General features: G+C 40.5%; 12 protein-coding genes. 1 reads left to right on the top strand and 11 read right to left on the bottom strand.

Annotated elements, in window-relative coordinates:
• Positions 1 to 213: 213 nt before the first annotated feature.
• From AAEY57_RS07055 to AAEY57_RS07105, 11 genes are all read right to left on the bottom strand, one after another.
• Positions 214 to 765, bottom strand: a complete 552-nt coding sequence (locus AAEY57_RS07055; protein WP_350607124.1) for a cytochrome b — start codon at positions 763 to 765, stop codon at positions 214 to 216.
• A gap of 673 nt (positions 766 to 1,438) precedes the next feature.
• A complete protein-coding gene (locus tag AAEY57_RS07060; protein WP_350607127.1) occupies positions 1,439 to 2,050 on the bottom strand; it encodes a hypothetical protein in 612 nt (203 codons plus the stop codon).
• A 41-nt stretch (positions 2,051 to 2,091) separates the two neighbouring features.
• Positions 2,092 to 2,322, bottom strand: a complete 231-nt coding sequence (locus tag AAEY57_RS07065; protein ID WP_350607129.1) for a hypothetical protein — start codon at positions 2,320 to 2,322, stop codon at positions 2,092 to 2,094.
• 732 nt (positions 2,323 to 3,054) lie between these two features.
• Entirely contained in the window at positions 3,055 to 4,164 is a 1,110-nt protein-coding gene (locus AAEY57_RS07070) for a RelA/SpoT domain-containing protein (protein ID WP_350607131.1), read from the bottom strand.
• Between the two features lie 348 nt (positions 4,165 to 4,512).
• The gene (locus AAEY57_RS07075) at positions 4,513 to 5,283 is read right to left on the bottom strand and encodes an SDR family oxidoreductase (protein ID WP_350607134.1); all 771 of its coding nucleotides are present in this window, start codon (positions 5,281 to 5,283) and stop codon (positions 4,513 to 4,515) included.
• Between the two features lie 9 nt (positions 5,284 to 5,292).
• On the bottom strand, positions 5,293 to 6,192 hold the full coding sequence (mmsB, locus tag AAEY57_RS07080) for a 3-hydroxyisobutyrate dehydrogenase (RefSeq protein WP_350607136.1): 900 nt from the start codon (positions 6,190 to 6,192) through the stop codon (positions 5,293 to 5,295).
• A gap of 4 nt (positions 6,193 to 6,196) precedes the next feature.
• Positions 6,197 to 7,354, bottom strand: coding sequence for an enoyl-CoA hydratase/isomerase family protein (locus AAEY57_RS07085; protein ID WP_350607139.1), 1,158 nt, complete (start codon positions 7,352 to 7,354; stop codon positions 6,197 to 6,199).
• Positions 7,354 to 8,133 carry an enoyl-CoA hydratase gene (locus tag AAEY57_RS07090; RefSeq protein ID WP_076919543.1) on the bottom strand — a complete coding sequence of 260 codons (780 nt, stop codon included), beginning with the start codon at positions 8,131 to 8,133 and terminating at the stop codon, positions 7,354 to 7,356. Before AAEY57_RS07090 ends, AAEY57_RS07085 begins: the two co-directional genes overlap by 1 nt.
• Positions 8,134 to 8,143: 10 nt before the next feature.
• The gene (locus AAEY57_RS07095) at positions 8,144 to 9,301 is read right to left on the bottom strand and encodes an acyl-CoA dehydrogenase family protein (RefSeq protein WP_350607142.1); all 1,158 of its coding nucleotides are present in this window, start codon (positions 9,299 to 9,301) and stop codon (positions 8,144 to 8,146) included.
• Between the two features lie 119 nt (positions 9,302 to 9,420).
• Complete coding sequence (locus AAEY57_RS07100) at positions 9,421 to 10,911, bottom strand: CoA-acylating methylmalonate-semialdehyde dehydrogenase (protein WP_055012220.1); 1,491 nt, start codon at positions 10,909 to 10,911, stop codon at positions 9,421 to 9,423.
• Between the two features lie 72 nt (positions 10,912 to 10,983).
• Positions 10,984 to 12,165 carry a thiolase family protein gene (locus tag AAEY57_RS07105; protein WP_350607144.1) on the bottom strand — a complete coding sequence of 394 codons (1,182 nt, stop codon included), beginning with the start codon at positions 12,163 to 12,165 and terminating at the stop codon, positions 10,984 to 10,986.
• A 329-nt stretch (positions 12,166 to 12,494) separates the two neighbouring features.
• On the opposite strand from AAEY57_RS07105, the gene AAEY57_RS07110 reads away from it, so the two are divergent.
• The gene (locus AAEY57_RS07110; RefSeq protein ID WP_008114692.1) at positions 12,495 to 12,929 is read left to right on the top strand and encodes a MerR family transcriptional regulator; all 435 of its coding nucleotides are present in this window, start codon (positions 12,495 to 12,497) and stop codon (positions 12,927 to 12,929) included.
• Positions 12,930 to 12,952: the final 23 nt, after the last annotated feature.

Genomic DNA, 12,952 nt, shown 5'->3' on the forward strand with positions numbered 1-12,952 from the left:
CAAACCGGGTTGCCAAATCGATGATTTACTGCCTTGGAATATCAAAAGCTAGGTGTGGATTGCCGGACGCTTACGAAATACTGCATGACCTCTCGGTACCAATTTATGTAAACGGTAAACATTGGGGCGGGTTTAGAATAGGGTTTAAGAGTACAAGTCATTAATTAATATAAAAAGGGAGACAGATTGTCTCCCTTTTTATAGATGATGTGTTTATTTTTTAGAAAACAGCATACGTTTAAAGGTGTTATCAGCCAAAATGTAATGATGAAATAATGCAGCCGCCGCATGTAAGCCTATTACGTAATAACCAACTTCACCCGCAGTTTCGTGTATTTCTTTAATGGTTTTACCCAGCTCTTTGTTTTCACTTGCCAATGGAGGCAACTCTAAACCAAAAAATGGCACAGGTTTACCTGCCATACTTAATATTAACCAACCCGCAATTGGCATAGCAAACATAAACACATACAGCGCAGTATGAACAAATGTAGCTAACTTATTTTGCCATTTTGCAGGCTCAGGTTGTATAGCTGGTACCGAGCCGCCCACTACACGCGCAACTAACCTCACACTAACTAAAGCTAGCACCGATAAACCCAACATAAAGTGCCACATTTTAAAGGCATCACGGGTTTCGGTACCCTTTTCAAATAATTCACGAAGTTCAATACTGCCGTACACAGTCACAATTAAAATAAACATCAACCAGTGCAAGGCTATAGAGAGTGTATTGTAATGAGTATCTGTATTTTTAAAATTCATAATACCTCCTAATAAACGCATTAAAGTTAAAAGCCACTTATGCGTATGAGTATACATTTACAGGCTAACCTTTAATCACTCACTGTTTAATGATCTAAAACATAAAATGAGTTACTAATTCAGTTCAATGGTTTAATGATTCTGGAATTTAAGTATTAGTTACAATAACTGAGCAAGCTTAAAATAAACTTAAATAGTAGGCATAAAAAAACGGCAACCTTAAGTTACCGTTTTAAAAATCAAAGTGTGTTTAAAAGTAATAAACCGCTAAAATTAAATGAATTTCTAGATCGTCAATCTTTGTATGCTAACCAATGCTTGTACAGTTCGCTCTTTGATGTCTGAAGTCAAGATTTGACCCCTTTGGTTTTCATTGTATCAACCAAACTTACTTGACGCTTTCTTGCGATTGCCATAAGACACCCTGCTTATTTTTTATGCTGATAAAAGCCTAGTACTTAGTTCGCCAAACTGCAAAAATTAGAGTGGGTGTCAAGTTTGTTTACTGGTGCATATTCACACCAATCGACGTCATTACTGGATGCATAGTCATATTTAAAGTGAGTTTAAAAAGTAACAACACTTAGTTTTTTGAATAAAAAGATCAAGAAAACACAGCTGCCTGCTTGACCGGAACTTTCTAATGGGTGACCCCTTTGGTTTAAATGCTTTGTTATGCTGTTGTTGTCAGATATTCTACAAAATCGGCCGCACCAGCCTTTGCTTCAGTTTCGATCAGTTGGTCTGATTTTGTAAGGAAGCTATCTACACCTTCCAAAACATTCACAAAACTATCCCAAGGAAGACTAGCGATAATTGAGTCTTGGCTATGTGCTATTTCATTACGGATTCGCTCCACATATCTTATAAAACGCTCAACGCCCTTCTTATTAAAACCAAAACGCTCTATAAACTCTTTGGACTTTGCTAATAAGTCGCGCTTATCTGCTAATTGTAAGCAATCTAAGAGAGATAGATCTTGGTTATTTTGCTTACGTAGCTCGTAAGTTTCTTGAGCTTTGGCCACTCTCTGTTCTGATATGCGTTCTTGCCAAGCATTATCTGGATATTCATAACGAATCCATGAGTTCAAATGCATTTCAAAGAGAGATAACATTCCAAAAACATATATTCGTACAGGAGGCTTATTTAAGTCTGCTTTTGTAATTATGCCGACTATCTTCGCTCCATGATTAACATAAAGGAAATCACTCGCTTGAAGGACAGTTAGAAGATTGGCTAAAGGAGTAGAATCTGATATGACTTGTTCAAGTTTAATGTCCATCCGATATTGACTTATGCTGCCATCCTTTAGATCAGATGAGTTTACATAACCAATGACCTTTTGATTTTATCAATCACCCCCGCAGTATCAAACTGCCGGCTCATTAGTGTCTCTTTAACATGACCAGATGGATCATCTACATGACAACAAAGCAAAGGCTCGTATATATCTCGAACTGTGACACTATCGATAAATATCTTTTTCAATGCACTAAAACGAGTGCCGTTTCTGCGATAACCCGTTATTGGTGACATCCACAGTTGATAACCCATTTGATAAAACCTTTGAATTTAATAAAACAGCATAACAACTTTATCAAAGGACACTTTCTTATTTTCATGCAATGCGCGTCCTCTTTATTATTTTAATATTAGTAACAAAACCTGTAACACATTGCCAGCTTTAAATTTTAAGTCATGCTGTAATTTAAATAATCTACAAAAAAGAAGAAAATATCCCCATTTCTTGACTTAGGAGGAAAAACACTAACACTGTATATAAATACAGTCATCTAGATTTGAAGTGAAAACGAATTAAAATGGGTGTCATGTTTATTTGTTTCTAAAAAAGAGATAGTCTTCGATGAAGAAAAATTCTTAAAGAGTTAGTCACGGTACTGAGTGAGCTGAACATCTAACTGGATATAAGGCTGAGCATCAATCAATTGGGTGAATTAATAACCAGCAAGGTTTAACCTGATTATATGCCTACAGACCTAAGCCACTTGCCTTGAATAGTGCCATGATCAGGTTAACCGATGAATGTCTAATGCCCCAGTAAGCCCAAAAGGATATGGGAAAAAGCTGGATGCGATGAGATCGCAATAAGAGAGCCTCTATATGTGTTTGCCGTAAGCTACTTGCTTAACAGCCGGATCTACATACGAAGTAAACGAATTTGTTTATTGATTTAGAATTGACCGTCAATTTATAAAAACGGTCAAAAAGAACACTAATGCCTATTGACAGAGTTAAGGCTCATATGTGTTATGTTTTAGCAACTCTTTACCCAATGTGCTTTCTTATGAAGCGTCGAAAGTCGAGTGTGTCACCAAAGTAGTTTGGATAAGCTTTCTTCAATGTTTTAGCATCTGTTGTTGCTAAAAGAACTGATAGTACAATATCTTCATCTTTTTCACTTTCATTTAACTCACTCAAGGCAATTTTAGTGTCACTATTTTTAAACTGTTTAGTCTCAAACTTTAGGTCGTTAATACCTGTATGCTTTGGGTCAAACAATTCGTCTTTTCTCAGTATTACTAAACACATACCTATATTTCTACTGTAAGATAATTTTTTTGAAGAGTTTGTTGCTGCTTTTATAGCAAAAGAAAAACGAGTAAGCTTACCTGTGACTTCTAATTCAGCCTCTAGAGTTTTCAGCTCCTTTTTAGCTTCAACTAGTTCTTGATCATTTAAGATACAAGCTGATTCATCATGAGCGACAAGCTTTCCTGAAACCTTAAAAAAACGCCTCCACTTTTCATGCCCAGTTATACTTGTTTTTAATTCGGTTTTTTCTAAAGTATCAATTATCTCAAGACTAGTAGCCCAAGCATGCTGCAACTTAGTCCTAAGTTGAACTTCTATCTTAGTTTTTTTCCAATTATTCCCAGTATCATCTTCATCAAAACAACTATAAACTAAATGAACTCCACCATAACCACTTTCTTTTGGAGTGAGATAATTAGATTTATGAATAACTTTATGGACTGATTTACTTTTCTCAAGTCTAAGTTGAAGAGCAGTAAGTTCACTTAAATTTTTTACAATCGCTCTGCATCCTCCAATATCCTGCATCCTAGTGAGTTTAATAGCATTACCTTGAGTCCCATCAAGTGTTGGCCTCTCAAGTTTATTAATTATTGTAGGTAGACGCTTTAATCGTCTTGCGATAACAATATCCTTATTTATTTTTTTTGCAGTTCTCGCTAGATGGTTTTTGATTAACATTAGCGGATACATGTGTAATTCACGAAAATTTTGAATTTTATTTATAGCATCTTCTCGAACTTCGCTTTCGCAACCATGACGAATATCTCTAGCTGCCTTATCGATAGATTTTTTTGAATAAATAAGTGTAACTTTTTGGTTTTCGTATGCTTGATTTGCCAATGGATAATCCTTTAAAACATAACAGCTTATTGAACACCACTTTGGGGAGTTATAGCACCCCAAAACGGCGTATATTACATTGCTCAATAATTCCACTAAATAACTTCAATGTAAACAAGTTATTACGCAAGTTATAAATTATCGTTGTTAAAATACACCAAAACGACTTTTAATAATGTTCTTGGACAAAACACCACACACTGTCTATATATACAGCACTCCTTTTTAAGTTAAATATCGTTTATGAAATCTCTGTTTCTAACCATGATTAAATTATAACTCTCCGATTTAAAAAAAAAGCACAGCTCAAAGAGCTGTGCTTTCAATAATTAAATTAGAGCTGACAAGTTATAAACGTATGCCGCCGTCTATCTCTACTACACGGCCAGTGAAAAAGTCGTTTTCGATAATATACTGAGCAGTATGGGCTATTTCACCGGTTTCACCTAAGCGCCCTACTGGTGTTACTGCTAGCATGCGCTGTTTGGCTTCTGGCTTCATTACATCTGTCATGGCGGTGCTAATAACACCTGGGGCAATGGCGCCAACGCGGATACCAAAACGGCCAAGCTCTTTAGCCCATGTAGTGGTCAGTGCCACAACACCGGCTTTTGAGGCAGCATAGTTAGTTTGGCCAATATTACCCGCACGCGCTACGCTCGACATGTTTACAATTACGCCGCCTTTGCCTGATTCAATCATGTGGCTTGCCGCTTCGCGCCCTGCTAAAAATACACCTGTTAGGTTAACGTCAATCACTGATTGAAATTGATCAAGCGACATCTTCTTTACCACTTTGCCGTCTTTGGCTTTTATAAACATGCCATCGCGTAAAATGCCGGCGTTATTAATTAATACCCCAATGTAACCAAAGTCACTGTTAATGGTATTAAATACGTCTTCAACTTCGCTCTCTACGGTTACATTAGCGCTGTAGCCTTTAATAGTGCCTGTTACGCCTGCTAATGCAGATAGCTGCTCGGTTGCTTCATTTAATTGGGCTTGCGCCATATCAATTAAGGCAATATTAGCGCCCATTAAGGCAAACTTTTGCGCCATTGCAAAACCTAAGCCTTGTGCGCCACCGGTAATAACTACGGTATTATTTTTTATTTCCACAATACTTTCCTACTTCGAAAACAATTTAAAAATGGCACTAAAATCATCACTGCCTGCACCTTGGTGCTGCATCATAGTGTATAAATTTTTAGCCATTGAGCTCATTGGCGTCAGTGAATTACTCTGCTGCGCTGCTTCCATAGCAAGGCCTAAGTCTTTAGCCATTAAATCGACCATAAAGCCAGGCTTATAGTCGTTACTAGCTGGTGCGGTTTCCATAACACCTGGGCAGGGGTTATAAAGTTCTAACGTCCAGTTACGACCCGAACTTGCGCTCATTATGTCGCTGAGTACTTTTGCGTCCAGGCCGTTATTAATGCCCATTTGAATGGCTTCACTGGTACCTGCCATTAAAATACTCAACAGCATATTGTTACATATTTTAGCAACTTGCCCTGCACCAATATCACCAGCATGGAATATGTTTTTACCCATATCGACTAATACAGAATTCGCTTTATCGAATGCAGTTTGCTCACCACCAACAATAAAGGTCAGCGTTCCTGCCGTTGCCCCTGCTACACCACCCGATACCGGTGCATCAACAAACGCAATACCTTGCTCGCTTAGGGCATGGCCTACATCACGAGCCGATTGTGCATCTATGGTTGAACAATCAATCACTAAGGTACTTTTACTCAGTACTTTAATTAAACCCGATTGCTCGTCTGTGCCTAAATAAAGTGATTTAACATGTTTGCTTGCCGGTAGCATGCTAATTAGCACATCAGCCTCGTGCGCACAGTCACTTGCGCTTTGCGCCGCACTAGCCCCATGATTCACAAGCTCTTTAACGGCTTCTGCACTTAAGTCAAAAACGCGCACACTGTGGCCTGCTTTAACTAAGTTTGCTGCCATTGGGCCGCCCATGTTACCTAAACCAATAAATCCTATATTAAGTTTACTCATCGCTTTACCCTTGTAAATTTAGTTGTGAAAAGTACGGCTCTAGCGGATGTTGCTCGCCAAAGCGATTTGCAAAAAAGCTATCTACTACTTCGCTTGGCACATTAGCTAAGGTTTTAAACTGCCACTGTGGCGTACCGTCTTTATCGATTAGTAAGGCACGTACACCCTCTTGAAACTCGCCCACTTCGCCAGCTCGAACCGACATGCCCAATTCCATTTTAAAACAGTCAGCTAAGTTTTTGCCTTTGCTATGTTTAAGCTGCTCACTCACTAAAGCACAACTTAATGGACAACCATGCGCCAACGATTTTTGTGCACGTTGTAGCCATTTATCATCAGTGGTTAGGTTTAAAATGTAATCTACCTGCTGCTGTAACGTGTCAAAGTCGCCTAACTTTTGAATTAGCGATAAGTTGGCTTTTAAATTGCCTTTAGGCATACGGCTAGAGTTGTTATCTAACTCAATAAGCAAGTTACTTAGCTTGTCGTGGTTTAAACTTGCTGTTTTACCCCATTTAGTATTGAGTAACGCTTCAACAAGCTCTGGGTATTTATCGGCATTTATAAAGTGGTCGGCAAGCGATACAAGCTTAGCGTCTTCACAATTTATAGATGCCGAGGTCAGCCCTAAAAACAAACCAACATGGGCGGGCATTTTATGTAAAAAATAACTGCCGCCTACATCAGGGTAAAGCCCAATGGTTTGCTCAGGCATTGCTATACGCGATGTTTCGGTAACCACACGGTGACTGGCACCGGCCATTAAACCTAAACCGCCGCCCATTACAATACCGTTACCCCACACTAAAATGGGTTTGTTGTAGCAATGAATTAGGTAATCGAGCTGATACTCTTGAGTAAAAAACTCTTCAACCAGTGAGCTCGGTTTACCTTCACTCATTGCTGTGTGCAAGCTCACTACATCGCCACCGGCACAAAATGCTTTTTCACCAGCACCTTTAAGAACCACTAATGCAATGTTATCGTCTTTGTCCCATTGCTGTAGTTGCGGCTCGAGTAAGCTGATCATCTCAAAATTTAACGCGTTTAATGACTTAGGCGCGTTAAGCGTAGCAAAACCAATGAGTCGGCCATTGTCTGTGGTAGCCGTTTCGAATACCACGGCAGCATCAGCTGAATTTAAACGGGTTAATTCACTCATTAGCCATTCACCCAATTAGCTTTGCGTTTTTCTAAAAAGGCGTTCACGCCCTCTTGCTGATCTTCGGTATCAAATAAACCAACAAACAGTTCACGTTCCAGTGGCAATGCATTCGCCATTGGTTGATGACGCCCTTTTTGAATCAATGTTTTACATGCAGCAACCGACGATGGGCTTTGCTCTGATACTTGGTTTGCCAGTTTTAGTGCTGCAGCAAAGCTTTCACCTTGTGCAACTACTTCTTCCACTAAGCCAATTTGTAGCGCTTTATCGGCTTTTAAGCGCTCACCGCATAAAATCATGCGTTTTGCCCAGCCTTCACCCACTAGCCATGCTAAGTTTTGCGTTCCACCAGCACAGGGTAATAAACCCACTTTTGCTTCAGGCAATGCCATTTGTGCTTGCTCTTCTGCAATACGAATATCACAAGCAAGCGCTACTTCAAGCCCGCCACCCATTGCATAACCATTAATGGCTGCAACCGACACGCCTCTAAAATTAGTTAGCGCTTCAAACGCTTCACCAAATACACATGACATATCTGCAGCGACACCTTTGTCGCCACTGGCAAATACATTTAGGTCGGCACCGGCGCTAAAAAACTTCTCGCCTTCACCAGTCAGTACTAATGCATAAATATTTTTATTGGTGTTGAGCTGATTAACTGTGTCTTTAAGCGCCACTAAGGTGTCTTTCGTCCAGGTATTCGCTGGCGGATTCGACATAGTTAAAATGGCAACATGACCTTCAATAGTTAATTCAATGCTAGGATTTGACATACTAATCTCCTTATAAAACTTCGCTGGCTGATTCGGCTAAGATACGACGTGCAATAATCACGCGCATAATTTCGTTAGTACCTTCTAGAATTTGATGAACACGTACGTCACGTACATGGCGTTCAAGTGGATATTCTTTTATGTAACCGTAGCCACCATGAATTTGCAGCGCATCGTTACAAACTGTAAAACCAACATCGGTTGCAAAGCGTTTAGCCATAGCACAGTAAGTGGTTTTTTCACTGTCGTTAGTATCAAGTTTAAACGCCGCGAGTCGAACCATTTGGCGCGCTGCGACAAGCTCGGTATTCATATCGGCAATTTTAAATTGTAGCGCTTGAAATGCTGCCAATGGCTTACCAAATTGGGTACGCTCTTTTAAGTATTCACGAGCAGTATTAAGTGCCGCTTGTGCTGTACCAATAGAACAAGTAGCAATATTAATACGGCCGCCGTCTAAACCTTGCATGGCGAATTTAAAGCCTTCACCTTCTTGGCCTAATAAGTTTGCGGCTGGAATACGCACATCTTCAAAGCTAATTAAACGTGTGGGCTGCGCATTCCACCCCATTTTTTCTTCTGCTTTGCCGTACTCAATGCCTTTAGCATCTGCTGGTACAACAAACGCTGAAATGCCACTTGGGCCATCTGCCCCTGTACGTGCCATTACAACTAAAACTTCTGTTTCACCGGCGCCAGAAATAAACATTTTTGAGCCGTTAATAACATACTCATCGCCATCGCGAACTGCTTTAGTTTTTAATGACGCAGCATCAGAGCCAGAGCCTGGCTCAGTTAAACAGTAAGATGCCAGTAATTCGCCCATTACCAATTGCTCAACGTATTTGTCTTTTACTGCATCGGTGCCAAAGCTTGCGATCATCCAGGTTGCCATATTATGAATGGTCAGCATAGCCGTAGTAGCTGTACAACCCAGTGCAAGTTGCTCAAAAATAATGCTTGAATCTAAACGAGATAAACCTAAGCCACCGGCTTCTTCTGGTGTGTATAAGCCACAAAAACCAAGCTCACCAGCGGCTTTTATTGTGTCTTTTGGGAAAATATGTTCGCGATCCCACTTAGCAGCGTGTGGTGCTAGTTCAGATTCTGCGAATTGGCGCGCCGTTTGCGCAAAAGCTTGTTGATCTTCAGATAAGTTAAAGTCCATGGTAGACCTCTTGTTGTGTTTTGTTTGTTGTCGGTGCATCCCATAACGGGAGTTATTAGTGAGGAGCGACAACATTATGTGTTCTGCCCCTCTTTTTTATTGATTATGCGGTTAAGATACTACTTAAGATTAATACTCATATTTGGACCTGAAGCGATATCATCTTCAAACCAGCGTGAGGTAATGGTTTTAGTTTCTGTGTAAAAACGAATACCTTGTTTACCATACGTGTGAGTATCACCATAGAATGAGCCTTTCCAACCCGTGAACGAGAAAAATGGTAATGGCACAGGAATTGGCACATTAATACCCACTTGACCCACTTCAATTTCGTGTTGGAATTTACGTGCAACCGCACCACTTGAGGTGAATAGTGAAGTACCATTGCCGTAAGGGCTTTCGTTAATAAGCGCAATGGCTTCTTCAAGGGTATCAACAAACATACACGCCAATACTGGGCCAAAAATCTCTTCTTTGTACAAGTTCATATCTTTGGTTACATCAGTAAATAACGTAGGACCTACCCAGTTACCTTGCTCGTAACCTTCAACGGTAAAATCAGAGCCATCAATTAAACAGGTAGCGCCTTGTGCTTTACCATCAGCAATCAGTGATAAAATACGTGCCTTTGCAGCAGGCGATGTTTGTGGGCCATAAGCCGCGTCTGCATCATCCCAAACACCTGGGCGTACACCTTCAAATCCTGCTTTAATTTCATCAACCCAGTCTTTTGCTTGACCAACAAATACCGCTACTGAAATACCCATACAGCGCTGACCTGCCGCACCTACAGAGGCACCCACAAGATTATTAACAACATGCGATTTACTCGCATCAGGCATAATTACCATGTGGTTTTTAGCGCCAACACACGCTTGAACACGTTTCAAGTTTTGTGTGCCTTTAGAGTAAATGTATGCACCTACACCACATGAACCCACAAATGAAATAGCGCGAACCGCTTTGTCTTCTAATAAACGGTCAACTTGTGGTTTTGTACCATGTACTACTTGTAACACGCCTTTTGGCGCACCGGCTTCAATAAATAGCTCAGCTAAGCGCATAGGAGTAAGTGGATCTTGCTCAGAGGGTTTTAAAATAAAGGTATTACCGCACACAATTGCCAGTGGGAACATCCACAATGGGATCATTGCTGGAAAGTTAAATGGCGTAATACCTGCACATACACCCAGTGGTTGCATGTAAGAATACGTATCAATTTTGCGTGCTACGTTTTCCATGGTTTCACCCATCATTAACGACGGCGCATTAGCAGCTTGTTCAACTACCTCAATACCACGCCACACATCACCTTTTGCATCTTCAAACGTTTTGCCTAGCTCATGACAAATAATAGTGGCTAGTTCATCATGGTTTTCTTTTAATAGCGCCGCGTATTTCATCATAATGCGCGCACGCTCAGTAATAGGCACATCTTTCCATGTTTTAAATGTTTCGCTTGCTGATGCAATCGCCGCATCCATCTCTGCGTCTGTAGCGCATGGCACTTGCGCGAGCACTTCTTGATTAGCTGGGTTTACAACATCAATTAATTCATTTGACGTTGACTGAACGAACTCGCCGTTAATTAATAAGGGTACTTGGTGCATAATAAATCCTATTGAGTCAATTTAATTGCCGCAGCGCTGTGATTGTTATAGTTGCTGCGGCTTTGTTATCAGTTAAAGTGCTTCGACTGCCATAGCAACGGCTTCACCGCCACCTATACACAAAGACGCAACGCCTTTTTTGAGGCCTCGGTTTTTAAGCGCATGAATAAGTGTTACTAAAATACGTGCGCCACTAGCACCAATTGGGTGGCCTAGTGCACACGCACCACCATTAACGTTTACTTTGCTTTCATCGAGCTTTAATTCATTAATAGCCAGCATGGTGACCATGGCAAACGCTTCATTAATTTCCCATAAATCAACATCGGCTGTTGTCCAGCCAGCTTTTTCAAGAACGCTGTTCATTGCGCCCACTGGGGCTACGGTAAATTCACTGGGTTTTTGAGAATGCGTGCTGTGAGCCACAATTTTGCAAAGTGGTGTTAAACCCTCTGCTTTTGCTTTTGATTCGCTCATTAAAATCAGTGCTGCGCCACCATCTGAAATAGACGATGAGTTTGCCGCAGTAATGGTGCCGTCTTTTTTAAATGCTGCGCGTAAACTTGGGATTTTTTCAGGGCGAGCATTACCAGGTTGTTCATCAATTGAAACGGTGATGTCACCCTTACGCGTTTTAATAGTGTGCGGAGTGATCTCGTTATCAAACCACCCATTGTCTATGGCTGCGTTTGCTTTACTTAATGAACCCAGTGCAAACGTATCCATTTGCTCACGGCCAATGCCGTATTCATCAGCCGTGTCTTGAGCAAAACAACCCATTGCTTTATTGTCGTAAGCATCTTCAAGGCCATCGCTCATCATATGATCTTTTATTTCACCATGTCCCATACGCATACCGCCACGGGCTTTAGGAATAAAGTAAGGCGCATTGGTCATGCTTTCCATACCACCAGCGATTGCTGATTCAATAGAGCCCGCCTTAATTAAATCATTCGCTAACATCGCTGCTTTTAAACCCGAGCCACATACTTTATTAATAGTGGTAGCACCGGTGCTAAGTGCAAGCCCCGCTTTAAGCATTGCTTGACGTGCAGGCGCTTGGCCTAAACCGGCTGGCAATACGCAGCCCATAATTACTTCATCAATTGCATCATTGCTTAAACCCGTTTGAGCAAGTGCACCTGCAATGGCCGTAGCACCTAATTCGGTAGACTGCGCATCACTTAGTGCGCCCATAAATCCACCCATTGGGGTGCGTTTTGCTGCTACAATTACAACGCTTTCGAAAGACATAAAAGGCTCCATTTTCAATTAACGCAAACATGTTTTATTATGTTTAGCTTAATGTTTAAACTAATCTGATAAATACGAGCATACATAAAATTTACGTTTACGCCAACGTAAATCTAAAATCAACTTTCTAATTAGTGTAAAAACTGTAAAGTTAGCTTGCTAAAAATTTATTACATACTGTCTAACTGGCTTATAACGTTTATAAACACTCAACTTCTGCTGCATTTCCGCTTTTATTTTATACGTCTAAAGTATAACAACCAGATCGCACTTTACCTTTACGTAAACTTCACTTATATTGGAGTTATTCGAATGAGGTAAACATTACAATGAAATCAGATAATCAAACAAACTTTGCAAATTCAGCCAACGAGCCGGCTAAAAACGAACAAACTTTTAGCATTAGTGAATTGGCTAAAGAATTTGATATTACCACCCGCTCTATCCGTTTTTACGAAGACCAAGGGTTAATATCACCAGAGCGCAATGGTCAAACACGTATTTACTCAAAGCGCGACAAGGTACGCCTTAAGCTAATACTGCGCGGTAAACGTTTGGGTTTCACATTAGCTGAAACAGGTCGTTTGTTTGAACTGTATGATGCTGATAAATCAAGTGCAAAACAGTTAGTCACTATGCTTGACCTCATCAGCGAAAAAAAGGCCGACCTATCTCAACAAATGGACGACATTAAAGTTGTACTAATGGAGTTGGTTACCGCAGAACGTCGTTGTCGCGACACGCTTAGCAAAATAGATGAATAAAATATAACAACGTCATCAACACA

It is taken from the genome of Pseudoalteromonas sp. MER144-MNA-CIBAN-0113 (genome assembly GCF_040308965.1).
Lineage (GTDB): Bacteria > Pseudomonadota > Gammaproteobacteria > Enterobacterales > Alteromonadaceae > Pseudoalteromonas > Pseudoalteromonas tetraodonis.

Coding starts and splice junctions, on each gene's coding strand:
- AAEY57_RS07100 (WP_055012220.1), bottom strand. CDS start 10,911: ATGCACCAAGTACCCTTATTAATTAACGGCGAGTTCGTTCAGTCAACG.
- AAEY57_RS07095 (WP_350607142.1), bottom strand. CDS start 9,301: ATGGACTTTAACTTATCTGAAGATCAACAAGCTTTTGCGCAAACGGCG.
- AAEY57_RS07090 (WP_076919543.1), bottom strand. CDS start 8,133: ATGTCAAATCCTAGCATTGAATTAACTATTGAAGGTCATGTTGCCATT.
- AAEY57_RS07110 (WP_008114692.1), top strand. CDS start 12,495: ATGAAATCAGATAATCAAACAAACTTTGCAAATTCAGCCAACGAGCCG.
- AAEY57_RS07055 (WP_350607124.1), bottom strand. CDS start 765: ATGAATTTTAAAAATACAGATACTCATTACAATACACTCTCTATAGCC.
- AAEY57_RS07105 (WP_350607144.1), bottom strand. CDS start 12,165: ATGTCTTTCGAAAGCGTTGTAATTGTAGCAGCAAAACGCACCCCAATG.
- mmsB (WP_350607136.1), bottom strand. CDS start 6,192: ATGAGTAAACTTAATATAGGATTTATTGGTTTAGGTAACATGGGCGGC.
- AAEY57_RS07065 (WP_350607129.1), bottom strand. CDS start 2,322: ATGGGTTATCAACTGTGGATGTCACCAATAACGGGTTATCGCAGAAAC.
- AAEY57_RS07085 (WP_350607139.1), bottom strand. CDS start 7,354: ATGAGTGAATTAACCCGTTTAAATTCAGCTGATGCTGCCGTGGTATTC.
- AAEY57_RS07060 (WP_350607127.1), bottom strand. CDS start 2,050: ATGGACATTAAACTTGAACAAGTCATATCAGATTCTACTCCTTTAGCC.